Below are 15,373 nucleotides of genomic sequence, written 5' to 3' on the forward strand. Positions count from 1 at the left end.
TCTATCTATATAATCAACTTTTCCCGGAATAAGTATTCAAAACCGGCGCGGCGGTAGGGTTGTATTGATAAGACTGCCAGGTGCTATCTTCATAAATTTCGACAATCCGGTAACCTTTGTAAGCCGTTCCCCAGTTACCGCCGAAGTGGCCGTCGAAGAAGTATGGTTTTTTGCCGTACATTTTGGTACTGTCCTGATCGTGGTCATGACCATTGAAAATGGCTTTGATATTGGGCGTTTTCTCAAATAAATCGATCACTTCTTTGCATTCAATGCCATTGACCGTCCATTTGGCCGGAGTAATGTGCAGGAATACAAAAATTCCCTTCTTATCGCTGTATTTGGCTATTTCAGTACGCAGCCAGTTGGCATCCGGACACACATATTCGCCTTTTTCGTTGGAAGTATCGCCTACTACAAATGCATATTCGCCTTTTGAAAAACTATGATTGGTAGGATAGCCCCAGGTACTTTGCCAAACATCCAGCCCAACTTTATCATGGTTTCCGCGGCTTACATAATAGGGTACGCGTAAGTTTCCGAGCGTGCTTTTGAAATCGTAAAGTAAAGTAGGATCGTCGTGTATAAGGTCACCATTGAAAAAGAGGAAATCCACTCCTTTTTGGAGCTTTTCTTTATTGACCCAACTGATCAAATCCGAGTGAAATGATTTGAAATCAGTATCCGGCTGACCATAATGTCCGTCGGAGGCCACGATAAACCGCATTGAGATTCTGGCGGGAGACTCGTTTTTTTCAGGCCCGGAAAAATAGGTAAGCCCGGGAAGTACAGGGAGCAATTTTAGGAAAGAACGTCTCTCGAAATGCATGGTTTATCGGCTTGGGTTAGATTAGGTCAGGGGTAGTTTATTCTTTCAAAAATAGTTATTCATCCGTGATATTTTCTTTATTCTTGCACGTTGTTAACAATAATTAATATAAAATTCTAATTCATGGATCGCCTTATTCTGCAAAAAGCGGCGTCGTATTGTGCTTATCAGGAAAGGACACAAGATGAGGTTAGGCAGCGTTTGAAAAAATGGAATGTATGGGGCGAAGAGGCCGACGAACTGATTGCTGAGCTGATTTCGATGAATTACCTGAGTGAAGAACGCTTTGCGAAAACTTATGCGGGTGGTAAATTCAGGATCAAGAATTGGGGCCGAATGAAGATCAAGCAGGAGTTACAACGGCGGGGCCTGAGTACTTATAGCATTGAAAAGGGAATGAACGAAATTGAGGATAAGGCTTATATCGAGGGTCTTAGAATACTTTTGGAGAAAAAAAGAATTTTACTTTCTAAAACGGAAACAGATCAGTTTAAACTTAAAAATAAACTGGCACGGTTTGCACTAGGGAAAGGATATGAGAGCGAGCTGGTATGGAAGGAGTTGGAGAACTTGTAGGAAGACTTGCCAGGTTTTCAAAACCTGGCAAGTCTAAGGCATTAAAAATCTGAATCGAACGAAATTTTGTGGCCTGAGTCTTTGTCTTTTACTCCGCTCATTACACCAGCCTTTTGGTACTCACCCACGCGTTTTTCGAAGAAATTGGTTTTGCCTGGAAGCGAGATCAGTTCCATGAAATCGAACGGATTGGCTGAACCAAACTGTTTCGGGCAGCCTAATCTTTCGAGCCAGAAATCGGCAATGTATTCGATATATTGTTTCATCAGCTCCGCATTCATTCCTATCAGGGAAACGGGAAGCGACTCAGTTACAAATTCTTTTTCTATCTCAACGGCGTCCATCATAATCTCGATCACCCTTTCCTGTGGTAACTGATTGACAATGTGCCTGGTATAAAGCAGACATGCGAATTCACAATGCAGTCCTTCATCACGCGAAATCAGTTCGTTTGAAAACGAAAGTCCTGGCATTAGCCCACGTTTTTTCAACCAGAAAATAGAGCAGAAAGAGCCTGAAAAGAAAATACCTTCCACCGCGGCAAAAGCGATAATCCTTTCAGCAAAAATGGGGCTGTTGATCCATTTAAGAGCCCATTCTGCTTTTTTCTGAACACATGGAATGGTGTCAATGGCTCTCAACAAATGGTCTTTTTCAGTAGGGTCTTTGATATAGGTATCAATCAGCAAAGAGTAGGTCTCGGAATGGATGTTTTCCATCGCGATCTGAAAACCATAGAAGCATTTGGCTTCTGCATATTGTACTTCACTCAGAAAATTAACGGCAAGGTTTTCATTAACTATACCATCGGAAGCTGCAAAAAATGCAAGAACGTGAGAGATAAAATGCCGTTCTCCGTCACTGAGGTTCTCCCAGTCTTTCTGATCTTGTGACAGATCTATTTCTTCTGCAGTCCAGAATGAAGCTTCGTGGCGTTTGTACATTTCCCAGATATCGGAATGCTTGATCGGAAATAATACAAACCGCAATGGATCTTCAATCAACAGGGGCTCCTGCCTGGTAAGTTCTTGTGACATAGTGACTTTAAATTGTTACGGGGATCAGATTTATATAAATTTATAAGAATCCTGGCCGGAAGGGCGAGCCCGAAGGAAAACAAATCTACACGCTTTGAGCCGAAAATTCAAGGAGAAATCATGCAAATTGGTGAGGTATAGTCTTGCTTCTAGTGGAGCTTAAATGAGGAATGGTGGTATAATCCTCATAGTCCTTTGGTTACCGGTAATTCACTTTAAATTACTAAATAGCGATGATGAGAAAGGAATTGATATATTTGGTCAATTAAAATATACTAATCCATGGCGGTAACAGGGTTGAGAAGATATAAGCAATTGTTCGAAAACCTGGCTAATCCTGGCAGATATCTCTTCGATAAGCTTCAAGTTCGGGGGAAAACTCTGAATTTTGTCACTCGCCCTCATCCATTAAAATTTGAAGTCCCGGCCTGTCTGTATCTCGTGTTCAAGGAGATTTTCATGTCGGATGTTTACGACATTAAAAACCTGGTAGAAAGATTACCTGAAAGACCGTTAGTCATTGATGTAGGTGCCAATGTTGGATTTTTCGATATTTTGCTGTTGTCGAAGATCGGTAAGGCTGATATTTACGCATACGAGCCTCTTGAAAGCAATCTGAGGCAGCTGAAAAATACTTCCGAATCGAACATCCTTTTTAAGGAGAGCGTCAATATCAAGCCGTTCGCGGTGACTGGGTTGCCAGTGGAAGCTTTGAGCCTCTATGCAAACGATACCGACGATGCTCAGGTCGTAGCGTCAACCATCGGAGGCTTTAATGAAAGTAATGTGAAGGAGATCTCGGTATCTGCCATATCGTTATGTGATATATTGCAGGACATGCCGAGGGAAACCATAGATTTGCTGAAGATGGATTGTGAAGGAAGCGAGTATGAAATCATTTTCAACACACCGGTTGACCTGCTATCCAGAATCAACGTCATGTTAATCGAAGTCCATGATCTGGATGAAAAATTGAATGTGAAGACATTTAGTAGTTACCTTATTAATATAGGATACAAGGTGTCTTACACGCCCATTAACGGATTCTGCTACGCCTTAGAGGCTTGCAAGCGTATTTAAATTGGCATGATTAAAAACATTATCATAGACTGCGAAAGGATGCGCCATTCTTACAATGGGCTGTATCATTATTGCTATCATCTAGGAAATTCAATACTTAAGGTAATTAATGAAGATCAAGAGAATATCTCATTTTATTTGCCAGACCAAGCAGAGAATGTATTTGGAAAAGATATAAATCGACTTCCGCAGAATTTCACTCATAAGTTTTTGTTTCCAAACATTAAAAAAATCGATGTTTGGCATTGCACTTATCAAGGCTCTAAATATTACCCTTTTGGAAAAAATCTGGCGAAGATACTGACGGTCCATGATCTCAACTTCTTGTATGACAGAAACAGATCGAAGGCGAAGATCAGAAGACATTTGAGCGATTTGCAACGTAAGATTGACGATTCGCAACATATTGTTGCTATTTCTTCTTTTGTCCTGGATGATTTAAATAAGCATTTATCCTTATCAAATAAGTCGACTTCCGTGATTTACAATGGGTGTAATGTAGATGATTTGTCACCTATAATACAACCGGAAGTCATTTACAATGAGCCCTTTTTGTTCACAATAGGTACGATTGTCAATAAGAAGAACTTTCATGTTCTCCCTCCGCTATTGCACAGTAACAATTATAAGCTTGTGATTGCGGGGATTGAAAGCAGTAGGGATTATAAGAAGCAAATTCTCAAAGTAGCAGAAGCGTGGAATGTTGCAGACCGTATCGTATTTACGGGCCCTATATCTGAAAATGATAAAAAGTGGTATTTAAGCAATTGTACGGCATTTTTATTTCCGTCGATTGCTGAGGGATTTGGCTTGCCAGTGATTGAAGCGATGTATTTTGGAAAACCGGTGATATTGTCGAAATGTACGTCGTTACCGGAAATTGGCGGAGATTCAGCCTATTATTTTGAAAACTTCGACCCCTCACACATGCAAGAAGTCCTTGTGAATAGTCTGGAACACTATAATCGGACTAATCCTCACGACAAGATCAAAGAACGGGCCAAAAGCTTCTCCTGGGAGCGAACGGCTATGCAGTATTTGGAGCTATACCGGACTATATCTGTCTAGAAAATAAAGGATATTTGGGGCGCAGAGCTTTCAAATCCATTTTTTTCTCCTAAAAAACCACAGTACCACGAGCGAAGAGAGGATCATTAATAAAAGTGAAACCCAGAATCCCCAAGGCTCACCAGTCGAAGGGATATGATTGTAATTCATTCCGAAAATACCGGCGATGAGTGTGGGTGGCATAAAAATGATCGTTACCACCGTGAATATCTTGATAACCTGGCTTTGTTCCAGATTGATCAAACCCATGAACGTATTCTGAAGGTATTCCAGCCGTTCAAAATTGAAGGTGGTGTACTCCAGCAGCGAGCTGATATCTTTGAGAATGATCCTCAAATGTTCTTTCCTGTCCTCAGGAAAATACTGGCTTCTTAATATACCTGAGAGGACGCGCTGCTTATCAATGCTCGTTTCGCGCAGCATCATCGTGATTTCCTGCAGTCCACTGATTCGGATCAATACTTCCTGTCTCGCTTTTTGCTCGTGCGTAAGGTCTTTACTGATCGCCGAAATATCCCTGGAAATGCCTTCCAGAGAGTCAGCGTCTGCCTCAATGCGTGTTTCGAGCAGCAGCAGCATAAAATCCACTCCGCCTTGTATACCTTCCGGGCTGACCTTCATCTTTTTAACCGTGTCAGCAAACGTTTTTGAATCGCCACGGCGATAGGTAAACAGGACATTTTGATGAAGTATGAAAGAGACCGGGTATGTTTCGTAACCGTCACGATCTATCTTCAAAAAGTTAGAGTTCGCGTTAATGGTCTCGTTTTGTTCAAAAAAGCGGGAGCTGCTTTCAATCTCCACAATCTCCTGCGGCGTTTGAAAACTGATGTTACATTTGTTCTCCACCCATTCCTCTTCCTCGGCTGTTGGCGACTGCAGATCCACCCAGACAAGGTTTTTAACTTTACCTAATTCGCGAATGTCATTTTCGCGTTTGATCAGCCGCCCTTCTTTGAAAAATATACGTACCATTTTTTAAAGGTGGGAAAAAAGGGTGATGCAGGAAAGCCGCTCAGGAGAATTTTCTGCATTACTAGGAAGTAAATCGTATTTTTGCGTGATGCGAAATACTGCTTCTCCTGGGATCTTCACGACGCAATTCTGGTTGCTGGGCCTCAGCTCGTTCCTCTTTTCTTCCAGCTTTAACATGCTCATACCCGAACTACCGGGTTACCTTTCGTCCATGGGAGGGGCTGAATACAAAGGTGCTATCATTGGATTATTTACATTAACCGCCGGTTTGTCAAGACCATTCAGCGGCAGGTTGACCGATAGGGTGGGCAGGGTGCCTGTTATGGCTTTTGGGTCGATCGTTTGCTTCATCTGCGGGTTTTTGTACCCTATATTCACGACGGTAATGCCTTTTTTGCTTTTGCGGCTCGTTCACGGATTTTCCACAGGGTTCAAACCGACCGGAACAGCTGCTTATGTGGCCGACATCGTTCCAGCCAATCGCAGAGGAGAAGCGATGGGGATTCATGGAATGTGTATGGGAGTAGGTTCTGCATTTGGACCAGCAGTAGGTAGCATGATCAGCATGGCATTTTCGCTGAATGCGCTCTTTTACACCTCCTCACTTTTTGCATTCCTTTCTATTGCGATTCTCTTGAACATGAAAGAAACGCTAAAGGAAAAGCAGAAACTTTCGGTCAAATCTTTCCAGATCACTTGGCGCGATGTATTTGAGCCCGACGTATTCAGCCCTGCACTGATCACTTTTTTGTGCTATTTTGGCTTCGGGGCCGTTGCCACTGTAACGCCTGATTTTAGTGATTACCTGGGTCTGCAAAATAAGGGGTACTACTTTATGGTCTTCACGATTTTCTCCATTTTGGTACGTCTTTTTGCGGGAAAAATCTCTGATAAGCATGGACGTATGCCGGTCACGATTGTCGGATGTGGTATTTTGATCATTGCGATGATGATTACCGGCTATGCCAATTCAGTGAGTTTATTTTTAACCGGTGCTGCATTTTTTGGGGTTGCGATGGGGATACTCTCGCCGGTACTTTCCGCGTGGACGGTCGATTTGAGCCGGGACGATAACAGAGGTCGCGCAATAGCGACTATGTTCATATCCCTTGAAGCGGGTATCGGGCTCGGGGCATTTTTGTCGGCAGCGATTTTTGCAAACCAGCGGCATAATCTGGAAAACGTATTCTATTGCATGGCAGGCTTTGCGTTGGCCGGGTTGGTCTATGTTGTAATACTATATCAATTTAAAAGACGCCGCTCCCGTGTTATTTGAAGATACTTACCAAACCATTACCGCTGCTACGGAAGGCCTGTTTAAAGATAAAGGAAGCAGATTTTTGTCATTTGCATTCCCGATTTTCAGTGATAATGATGCCAAAATCTATCTGACGGAGCTCCGCGAACTTCATCCCAAAGCGGTTCATCATTGCTATGCATACCGGTTGGGGACTGACAGAATGAGTTATCGCATGAGTGATGACGGGGAGCCCTCAGGTACTGCGGGAAGACCGATTTTGAATACATTATACTCTAAGAACGTCACCAATATCCTGGTAGTAGTGGTGCGATATTTCGGAGGTACGCTGCTGGGCGTGCCTGGGCTGATCAATGCCTATAAGCTCGCGACGGAAGGTGCGCTGGAAAATGCCGAGATCGTAACCCGCCACTTTTTTAGCGTTTACAACCTTTCGTTTTCCTATATTCAGATGAATGACGTGATGCGGATCGTTAAAGAAATGGAGCTGCCTGTTTCGGAGCAAGTTTTTGAAATGGAATGTCAAATGAATGTGGAAGTCCGCACCACGCTTACCGAGCGGTTCATCGACCGGTGCGAGAAGGTGGAGGGGCTGGTAGTAAGCCTCCAAAGCTGATCATTCATTATCTTTCAGCATCCTGATAAAATCGTCGTCGTAGTCCTTGATCGCTTTCAGTAGCTCCTGCAATTCCTTTTCTTCCGGCGTACCTTTCTTCGCACCATATATTTCATCAGCTCGTTCTGATGCTTTTTCGTAATCACTTTCGTTTGTCAGCTTCATGATGGATAGATTTAATATTTCATCAAAAGTATTTATTGTAAGACAATGCACAAAAAAACCGGCCACGAGGACCGGTTTTTTTGAAATTTAGTTTGGATTGAAAATCCACACTAAATTAATATCCAGGATTCTGGGTCAATGTTGGCTTTCCGTCCAGCTGGCTGTTCAGAATTTCATCCTGAGGAAGCGGGAAGTAAAGGTTTTTGGCAGTAAATGTTTTACCAGCCATATAACCTCTCTTGCTGAATGTACGTCCTGATGGTTCTTTTCCAGGTACCGCTTCTTCCAAAGCATATTTGTTAAGCACTTTTTCTGCGATTCCCCAGCGAACCAGGTCGAAGAAACGGTGACCTTCCATTGCAAATTCAAGTCTTTGCTCCATACGTACGGCATTCCGAGCGTAATCTGCACCTTTGCCTGCAAAAGTACCAGCCGGATAAGGCTCTACTTTGTAAGTCACAGAAGCATCCTGAACCGATCCGGTTTTAGCGCGGTTCCGGATCTGGTTGACATATCCTTCGGCCGCAGCCAGGTTTCCAAGTTCTACTTCGCATTCCGCCAGCCATAATAAGACATGTGACAATTTGATCATGCGGAAGTTGTTGTTCACGTTCCTTTTGCTGGTAGAGTGGGTAGTACTGTTTTCCTCAGCCAGGTAGTACATCCATTTTTTACCGGTAAACGGACCTGCATACACCTGATCACGGATCCAGGAAGAACCCGGCATTGGGCCCCAATCCAGGAAGTTAACGCCGCGGCGTCCAACTGTCCAGTCAAGACGTGGGTCAACAGGTACTGTTTTGTCTAATGTAAATGCAGCAGAACTTACAATGCCCTGATCGTTTGGAAGATCCACTTTATTGTAAGTATCCAGCGTTCCGTCAGCAGCTGTACCGATCATCGGCAGCCCGTTTTCTGTTTTGAATGCATTCACAAGGTTGTGAGAAGCCTGGTAAAAACCGCAGCATCCACGTCCGGGAGCGCCCGCAGAATATGGCCAGTTGAGGTTGTCACCAGCATTACCATTGTTACCGTTTGTACCGTCATTTACTGAAAACTGTACTTCGAAAATAGATTCCGTGTTGTTGTTTCCGGTCGTTCTGTAATTGTCGTGGTAGTTGGCAACAAGTTTTTTACCTGAATTCTTTACCACGTCGTCCAGCAATGCCTTAGCTTCCGCCCATTTCTTCTCAAACAGGAATGATTTCGCCAGGAACGATTTTGCAGCCCATTGCGAAGCTCTTCCTTTTTGAGCCTGAGTAACAGGCAAGTTGTCCGCAGCAAATTTGAAATCAGCTTCGATTTTAGGCCAGATATCCTCGGTATTAGGAACTTTGGTTGAATTAGGATCAGCAGCTACATACACCTTTTCGTCAATGTAGGGAATTTTGTTCCACATCTTTTTAGCTTCGAAATGGAAGAAACCTCTCAGAAAACGTGCCTCGGCTATTACCTGAGTTTTTTCAGCTTCGGTCATATCTTTTACCAGCTCACCATTAACGATCTGGATCACTTCATTGCATCTTGCGACACCGTCATACTGATGCCACCATTTGCCAAGGAAATAAGTGTTATCCGAAAGCCAGTTGTACTGCTCGATGAAAGATTGCTCTGGCTGGTCACCGGCATCTGTTCCTTTTACTGCATCATCGCTGGCAATACCACCGAAAACATAATTTGAAACTGTCGACTGACGACCTGTATTCCCGGACCCTACTCCATCCACAAGTGAGTAAGCGCCGATCAACAATGCGTTGACGCCGTTTTTATTACTCAATTGTTCCAAAGAAGCACGTCCCTGTGGTTTTAGATCGAAAAAGCTGTCGGAGCACGAAAAGCTCAGGCCAATTAAGACGATTATTAAGGTTATTTTTTTCATTGTTATAATATGAAATTTCGTGAATGTCAAAGGATTAGAAACCAAAACGTAAGCCAACAAGGTATGATTTGGAGACAGGGTAAGCGCCTTCATCCACACCCAAGTGTTTGTCCTCATTGTCATTACCAGACCTTCTCAGGTTGATATCCGGATCAAGACCGGTGTATTTGGTGAATGTGAACAGGTTTTGTCCTTGTACATAAACTTGCGCCGAAGCGATCTTTACTTTTTTCAGAAGCGCTGAAGGCAACGTGTAAGTCAGCTGGATGTTTTTAATCCGGAAGTAAGAACCGTCTTCCAGGAAGTAAGAAGATACCTGCTGGCTGGTCGCATCACCTGAGTTAAGTCTTGGCAGTTTTGCATCATCACCTGGTTTTTTCCAAGAGTTGTAAAGCATATCCTTAGACCTGTTACCCTGGAATACGTTGAAATCTGTCCAGTACCTCGTGTAGTTGAAGATCTCGTTTCCTTGTACGCCTTGTCCAAACACGGTCAGATCGAATGCTTTGTAGCCAACATTCAAGTTCACACCGTAGTTGAAATCCGGGTGAGGGCTTCCGATGATCGTTCTGTCGGCCGCGGTAATGATACCGTCACCATTGACGTCCCTGAATTTGAAAACACCTTCACGTGTGTAAGAACCAAATTTAGGAGCTGCATCCGCTTCCGCCTTGTCTTTAATCACACCATCAACAAAGTAGCCATAGTAGCTTCCGATCGGGGAACCTGCTTTTGAAGCGGACATGGCAGGAAGACGTGTTGCAAATCCAAAAATCGTGGCATTGGGGTCATTGTTCAGCTTAACCACTTCGTTTTTATAGTGGCCAAAGTTCACACCCACTGTATAATAGAAGTCTCCTTTTCTGTCGCGGAAATTCAGACCAATATCAAAACCTTTGTTAGTAACCTCTCCAATGTTAGTGTAAGGAATTGTACCTGTACCCGCAGTTCTTGGAATAGCGATCTGAGTCAACATATCGGTTGTCTTACGATTGTAAACGTCAAGAACAAATTCAAGTTTGTTGTTCAGCAACACCGCGTCAAGACCTATGTTGGTAGAAGTATTGGTTTCCCATTTACCATTGGCATTACCAAATTGCACAAGGTCAAATCCACCAACGATAGAAGTTCCGGTACCGTTGATATCGTAAGCATTGTTTTGTGGATCCGGCGCGTAGAGCGTATATGCGTTGTAAACGTTCGGTATCAGCTGGTTACCAGTTTTACCCCATCCAAAGCGCAGTTTCAAATCGTCTATGAATTTTTTGGTCGGCTTCATGAAGCTTAGCTCTGTCATCCGAAGGCCCACCGAGAATGCAGGGAAGATACCGTAACGGTTGGCTTCCGAGAAACGGGAGGACCCGTCGCGACGTAATGTAAAGTCAGCCAGGAAGAGGTCTTTGAAACCGTAGTTGATTTTACCAAATTGAGAGAACAAAGCACTTCTTGTTGCTCCTCCACCGGCATTAGCCAAACCTGCCGCCGAACCTGCATCCAGGTAACGGTAGTCAAGGTCATCAAACGCAAAACCGCTTCTGCTGGCCTGGAAGCCTGCCGAGTAAGTTTTAACAGCTTCCGTTCCTACCAAAACGTTCAGGTTATGAGCTCCAAAAATTTTCGAATAGTTCAAGGTGTTGAACCAGGTGATAGAGCGGTCAAGGTTATTGATCACGTTCATGCTGTTTGCATTTCTAGCCTCAGCAGCCTCGATATCTCTGTGGAAATATTCAGAACGGTTCGTCTGGTTGTATTCAAGACCGAAGCTGGTACGGCCTGTCAGACCTGGTAAGATGTCGATAGAAGCGAACATGTTACCGAATACGTGCGTACCTCTGGTAATGTTGTCTTTCTCACGATACAAACGCGCAAGCGGGTTAGGCGCATTTCCAAGGTTACTACCGCGGCTTCCTGCAAAGCCATTGTACGGGGATGTGTTGGTTCCACCCAATTCAGCAGGACCGCCGGTGATATCAAACACAGGAATGATTGGGTGAACCCGGATCGCAAACATAATCGGGTTACTTTCGTCATTGTTAGTGATACCCTGTCTTTCATCATATGAAAATGTCAGGTTTTCCCCTACTGTGATTTTTCCTTTGGTAAATTCAGTGTTAGCACGAACAGAATATCTCTTGTATTTGGTATATCTCAAAATACCGTCTTGCTTGAAATGGTTAGCCGAGATAGCATACTTAGCAGATTTTGAACCACCTGTCGCGCCAATCTGATAGTTGGAAATCGGTGCCGGGTCAAAAATGACATCCTGCCAGTCAGTACCTTCTTTGTTCGCTTTTGTAATGTTGAATGCTGTTTTACCAAGATTTGGATCAGCAATGTCATTCGTGTAAGTGTAGTTCGAAGGAAGCTCACCGTAGACGTTTGGATAGATATAATCCGCAACAGTCTGCTCACCGTTGGGTCCAAATTTATATTGAACTGATGGAGAAGTCACAGATGGGCTTTTACCCGCTCCAAGGTCAGACTGATACAAATACTCACCTAGTTCTTTAGTATTCAACAGGTTCAGCATTTTGCCAGGTCTCTGAGTACCTGTGTAGAAGTCGAATGTAATGCTTGGCTCACCTGGTTTACCTTTTTTGGTAGTGATGATCACAACACCATTTGCAGCGCGCGCACCGTAAATAGAAGCCGCAGACGCATCTTTCAATACCTGCATCGACTCAATATCATTCGGGTTAAGCTGGTTCAGAGTTCCCTGAGTAGGTACTCCGTCAATGACGTAAAGTGGGCTGTTGTTGTTAATAGATCCAAAACCACGGATACGAACCATGGTACCTCCACCGGGAGAGTTATCATTTCCGACGGTTACACCGGCAGCACGTCCCTGTAGCATTTGGGTAACACTCGCAGATGGTACTGCGGTAAGCTCTTTCGGACTGATTACCGTAACAGCCCCTGTAATATCCTGTTTACGCTGAGAAGCATATCCGGTCACAACGACTTCGGTCAAGCTCTTGATATCATCGGCTAATGTAATGTCGATGACAGATTTTGCACCGATTACGATTTCTTGTTTTATATAACCAATGGATGAAAATACAAGCGCGGCATCAGCACCTTTCGCCTCGATAGAGTAACGGCCGTCTGCATCGGTAACTGTTCCTGTGTTTGTGCCTCTCAATTGCACGTTGACACCGGGGATCCCCGCTCCATCTGCGGCAGATGAGACCTTGCCGGTAACCTGTCTTTCCTGCGCGTAAGTGGTGCCGGAATATAGCACTGCCCACACCAATAGGGTTACGGAAGTCAAAAAGACTCGTAAATTTTGTTTCATACAAATAGGGAGTTAGATGGTTAAAAAAGTATTAAAAATTATCAATATAAAGTCAAATATAGAAATTGGGACGACAATAGAATATAGTGATTGGTGATATTTTTATAATTAATATTAATGTACCAACGGTTACTTAAAATTTATTCTTGGAATAGTATAACTATGCAATCGTTTGCATACTGGACCAAAACTTGAAAACAAACAATCCGATAGGACTATACGCAGCTCTGTATATTGTGAAAAATAATTGCAACTCTGAAGGCTTTTTTGTGGTTATTCAGTAATATGCTTTTTCTGCCGGAAGGCGCACACAAAACATTGCTGATATTTTGGAATACTTAAATGGCTTAGAAATCGCGGATCAGGACCTGATCGAAGTTCAGGGTGCCCGCGAGCATAATCTTAAAAATATTGATGTCAACATTCCGAGGAATAAGCTGGTTGTAGTTACCGGAATCAGCGGGAGCGGCAAATCGTCACTGGCATTTGATACGATATATGCCGAGGGCCAGCGTAGGTACATGGAAAGCTTTTCCTCGTACGCACGTGGCTTTATCGGTGAAATGGAAAGGCCCGACGTGGACAAGATCAGCGGGCTGTCGCCAGTGATTAGCATTGAACAAAAAACCACTTCCCGTAACCCGCGCTCAACGGTTGGTACGGTAACAGAGATCTACGATTTTCTACGCTTACTGTACGCAAGAGCGGGTGAAGCCTACTCCTATGTTACCGGAAGACGAATGATCAAACAGTCTCAAGATCAGATTATCAACCAGTTACAAACTCAGTTCCTGGGCCGCAAAATCGTATTGCTGGCTCCGGCTGTCAAAGGACGTAAGGGTCACTATCGCGAATTATTTGTACAAATAGCACGGCTTGGTTATACGAAAGTGCGGGTGGATGGGGAGGTACTGGATATTACCCCAAAAATGCAATTAGACCGATATAAGGTCCATGATATTGAAATTGTAATTGATCGGGTTGTTCCAAAGAAGGAAGAGGATGACGCACAGTCACGCTACCGGCTCAGTCAATCGGTTGCAACGGCCATTAAGCAGGGTAAAGGTGCGTTAATGGTGCTGGACGATAAAGGAGAAACGTTCTATTTTTCCCAAAATCTGATGGACCCGGAGTCGGGTATCAGCTACGATGATCCGGCACCCAATGCATTCTCTTTTAACTCGCCTTACGGCTGGTGCCCGACGTGCCAGGGCCTGGGTGTGATCGAGGAAATTACGGAAGATTCCATTATGCCGGATAAATCCCTCAGCATTACCCGTGGCGGCATCGCGCCCATGGGTGAATACCGGGAGGCGTGGATTTTCAAACAGCTCGAAGTACTTCTTAAACCATTTAAAATAACACTGGTTACTCCTTTGGACAAGTTTCCGGAGGACGCGATCAAGCTGGTACTGTACGGTAGCGAGGATGCTGTTCCGGTACCTTCTAAAAAATACCCTGGTACGGAATGGGAAACCAAGTTTGACGGTATCATCAACTTTTTGAAACGTCAGCAAGAATCGGGTAATGATAAAATTCAGGATTGGCTGAAAGACTTTATGGTCACCCAAACCTGTCCTGAATGTAATGGAAAGCGTCTCCGCAAGGAATCGCTCCATTTCAGAATTGACGGAAAGGACATTGCCGAACTCTCAAACAGCGATGTTCGAGAACTGGCTGACTGGCTGGTGAACCTGGAAGACAGACTGGAAGAACGCCAGCGTGTGATCGGACATGAGGTACTCAAAGAAATTCGCAAAAGAGTGGGGTTTTTATTGGATGTAGGTCTTGATTACCTGACACTTAACCGTTCACTTCGAACACTTTCGGGTGGAGAAGCACAGCGGATAAGGTTGGCGACGCAGATTGGGACACAGCTCACCGGCGTACTTTACATTATGGATGAGCCAAGCATTGGCTTGCATCAGAGAGACAATGTACGGTTGATCAACTCGCTCAAAAGCCTGCGTGACCTTGGCAACACCGTTTTGGTGGTGGAGCACGACAAGGATATGATGCTTGCTTCGGACTACATTCTGGACATTGGACCGGGAGCGGGACGTCACGGCGGTAATGTCGTGGGAGCAGGAACGCCGGAAGAATTTCTGAAAAACGGATCGTTAACAGCCGAGTATCTGAGTGGACGGCAGACCATTGAAATACCCAAAAAACGTAGAAAAGGCAATGGAAATGGCATTAGTCTGAAAGGCTGTACGGGACACAACCTTAAAAACGTAAATATGTCATTCCCGCTGGGGACGATGATTTGTGTCACGGGCGTGAGTGGAAGTGGGAAATCTTCACTGATCCACGAAACGCTCTTTCCGTTATTGAACCATCATTTTTATAAATCCAGAAGGGAGCCGCTACCTTATAAGTCCATTGAAGGATTAGAGCATATTGACAAGGTTATTGAAGTAGATCAGTCGCCGATCGGCAGGACGCCACGTTCTAACCCGGCAACTTATACCAACCTGTTTACAGACATTCGTAGCCTTTTTGCAGAACTTCCGGAAGCTAAAATCAGGGGCTACAAACCAGGACGTTTTTCTTTTAATGTCAAAGGCGGCCGTTGCGAGGATTGTGAAGGCGCTG

General features: G+C 44.2%; 12 protein-coding genes. 6 read left to right on the top strand and 6 right to left on the bottom strand.

Annotated features, from left to right (window positions below; all coding sequences use genetic code 11):
- Positions 1–13 precede the first annotated feature (13 nt).
- Positions 14–829: a metallophosphoesterase gene (locus ABIO93_RS11250; RefSeq protein ID WP_348067562.1), complete on the bottom strand. Its 816-nt coding sequence runs from the start codon at positions 827–829 to the stop codon at positions 14–16.
- A gap of 123 nt (positions 830–952) precedes the next feature.
- On the opposite strand from ABIO93_RS11250, the gene ABIO93_RS11255 reads away from it, so the two are divergent.
- Positions 953–1,405, top strand: coding sequence for a regulatory protein RecX (locus ABIO93_RS11255; protein ID WP_348067564.1), 453 nt, complete (start codon positions 953–955; stop codon positions 1,403–1,405).
- 41 nt (positions 1,406–1,446) lie between these two features.
- Here ABIO93_RS11255 and ABIO93_RS11260 read toward each other — a convergent pair whose 3' ends face one another.
- Positions 1,447–2,442, bottom strand: a complete 996-nt coding sequence (locus ABIO93_RS11260) for a ribonucleoside-diphosphate reductase small subunit (RefSeq protein WP_348067566.1) — start codon at positions 2,440–2,442, stop codon at positions 1,447–1,449.
- A gap of 282 nt (positions 2,443–2,724) precedes the next feature.
- Here ABIO93_RS11260 and ABIO93_RS11265 point away from each other — a divergent pair, with 282 nt between their 5' ends.
- On the top strand, positions 2,725–3,522 hold the full coding sequence (locus tag ABIO93_RS11265; RefSeq protein WP_348067568.1) for an FkbM family methyltransferase: 798 nt from the start codon (positions 2,725–2,727) through the stop codon (positions 3,520–3,522).
- Between the two features lie 6 nt (positions 3,523–3,528).
- Positions 3,529–4,590: a glycosyltransferase family 1 protein gene (locus ABIO93_RS11270; protein WP_348067570.1), complete on the top strand. Its 1,062-nt coding sequence runs from the start codon at positions 3,529–3,531 to the stop codon at positions 4,588–4,590.
- A gap of 30 nt (positions 4,591–4,620) precedes the next feature.
- On the opposite strand, the gene corA is transcribed toward ABIO93_RS11270, so the two are convergent.
- The gene (gene corA / locus ABIO93_RS11275) at positions 4,621–5,565 is read right to left on the bottom strand and encodes a magnesium/cobalt transporter CorA (protein WP_348067572.1); all 945 of its coding nucleotides are present in this window, start codon (positions 5,563–5,565) and stop codon (positions 4,621–4,623) included.
- Positions 5,566–5,590: 25 nt separating this feature from the next.
- On the opposite strand from corA, the gene ABIO93_RS11280 reads away from it, so the two are divergent.
- Both ABIO93_RS11280 and ABIO93_RS11285 read left to right on the top strand, forming a co-directional pair.
- On the top strand, positions 5,591–6,841 hold the full coding sequence (locus tag ABIO93_RS11280; RefSeq protein ID WP_348067574.1) for an MFS transporter: 1,251 nt from the start codon (positions 5,591–5,593) through the stop codon (positions 6,839–6,841).
- Positions 6,831–7,439 (top strand): YigZ family protein, encoded by a 609-nt coding sequence (locus tag ABIO93_RS11285; protein ID WP_348067576.1) that lies wholly within the window; start codon positions 6,831–6,833, stop codon positions 7,437–7,439. The genes ABIO93_RS11280 and ABIO93_RS11285 overlap by 11 nt, the downstream gene beginning before the upstream one ends.
- Here the strand turns inward: ABIO93_RS11285 and ABIO93_RS11290 are convergent, their stop codons facing one another.
- The 3 genes from ABIO93_RS11290 to ABIO93_RS11300 all read right to left on the bottom strand — a co-directional run bounded on the left by ABIO93_RS11290 (position 7,440) and on the right by ABIO93_RS11300 (position 12,778).
- Positions 7,440–7,604 (bottom strand): hypothetical protein, encoded by a 165-nt coding sequence (locus ABIO93_RS11290; RefSeq protein WP_348067578.1) that lies wholly within the window; start codon positions 7,602–7,604, stop codon positions 7,440–7,442. It lies immediately after the preceding gene.
- A 115-nt stretch (positions 7,605–7,719) separates the two neighbouring features.
- Positions 7,720–9,483 (bottom strand): RagB/SusD family nutrient uptake outer membrane protein, encoded by a 1,764-nt coding sequence (locus ABIO93_RS11295; RefSeq protein WP_348067580.1) that lies wholly within the window; start codon positions 9,481–9,483, stop codon positions 7,720–7,722.
- Between the two features lie 34 nt (positions 9,484–9,517).
- The gene (locus ABIO93_RS11300) at positions 9,518–12,778 is read right to left on the bottom strand and encodes a TonB-dependent receptor (protein WP_348067582.1); all 3,261 of its coding nucleotides are present in this window, start codon (positions 12,776–12,778) and stop codon (positions 9,518–9,520) included.
- 329 nt (positions 12,779–13,107) lie between these two features.
- On the opposite strand from ABIO93_RS11300, the gene uvrA reads away from it, so the two are divergent.
- Positions 13,108–15,373, top strand: a 2,266-nt coding sequence (gene uvrA / locus ABIO93_RS11305; RefSeq protein ID WP_348067584.1) for an excinuclease ABC subunit UvrA, incomplete at its 3' end; no start/stop codon positions are given.

This window comes from Dyadobacter sp., from assembly GCF_039919315.1.
Taxonomy (GTDB): Bacteria; Bacteroidota; Bacteroidia; order Cytophagales; family Spirosomataceae; genus Dyadobacter.

Coding starts and splice junctions, on each gene's coding strand:
- ABIO93_RS11290 (WP_348067578.1), bottom strand. CDS start 7,604: ATGAAGCTGACAAACGAAAGTGATTACGAAAAAGCATCAGAACGAGCT.
- corA (WP_348067572.1), bottom strand. CDS start 5,565: ATGGTACGTATATTTTTCAAAGAAGGGCGGCTGATCAAACGCGAAAAT.
- ABIO93_RS11255 (WP_348067564.1), top strand. CDS start 953: ATGGATCGCCTTATTCTGCAAAAAGCGGCGTCGTATTGTGCTTATCAG.
- ABIO93_RS11295 (WP_348067580.1), bottom strand. CDS start 9,483: ATGAAAAAAATAACCTTAATAATCGTCTTAATTGGCCTGAGCTTTTCG.
- ABIO93_RS11250 (WP_348067562.1), bottom strand. CDS start 829: ATGCATTTCGAGAGACGTTCTTTCCTAAAATTGCTCCCTGTACTTCCC.
- ABIO93_RS11260 (WP_348067566.1), bottom strand. CDS start 2,442: ATGTCACAAGAACTTACCAGGCAGGAGCCCCTGTTGATTGAAGATCCA.
- ABIO93_RS11300 (WP_348067582.1), bottom strand. CDS start 12,778: ATGAAACAAAATTTACGAGTCTTTTTGACTTCCGTAACCCTATTGGTG.
- ABIO93_RS11265 (WP_348067568.1), top strand. CDS start 2,725: ATGGCGGTAACAGGGTTGAGAAGATATAAGCAATTGTTCGAAAACCTG.
- ABIO93_RS11280 (WP_348067574.1), top strand. CDS start 5,591: ATGCAGGAAAGCCGCTCAGGAGAATTTTCTGCATTACTAGGAAGTAAA.
- ABIO93_RS11270 (WP_348067570.1), top strand. CDS start 3,529: ATGATTAAAAACATTATCATAGACTGCGAAAGGATGCGCCATTCTTAC.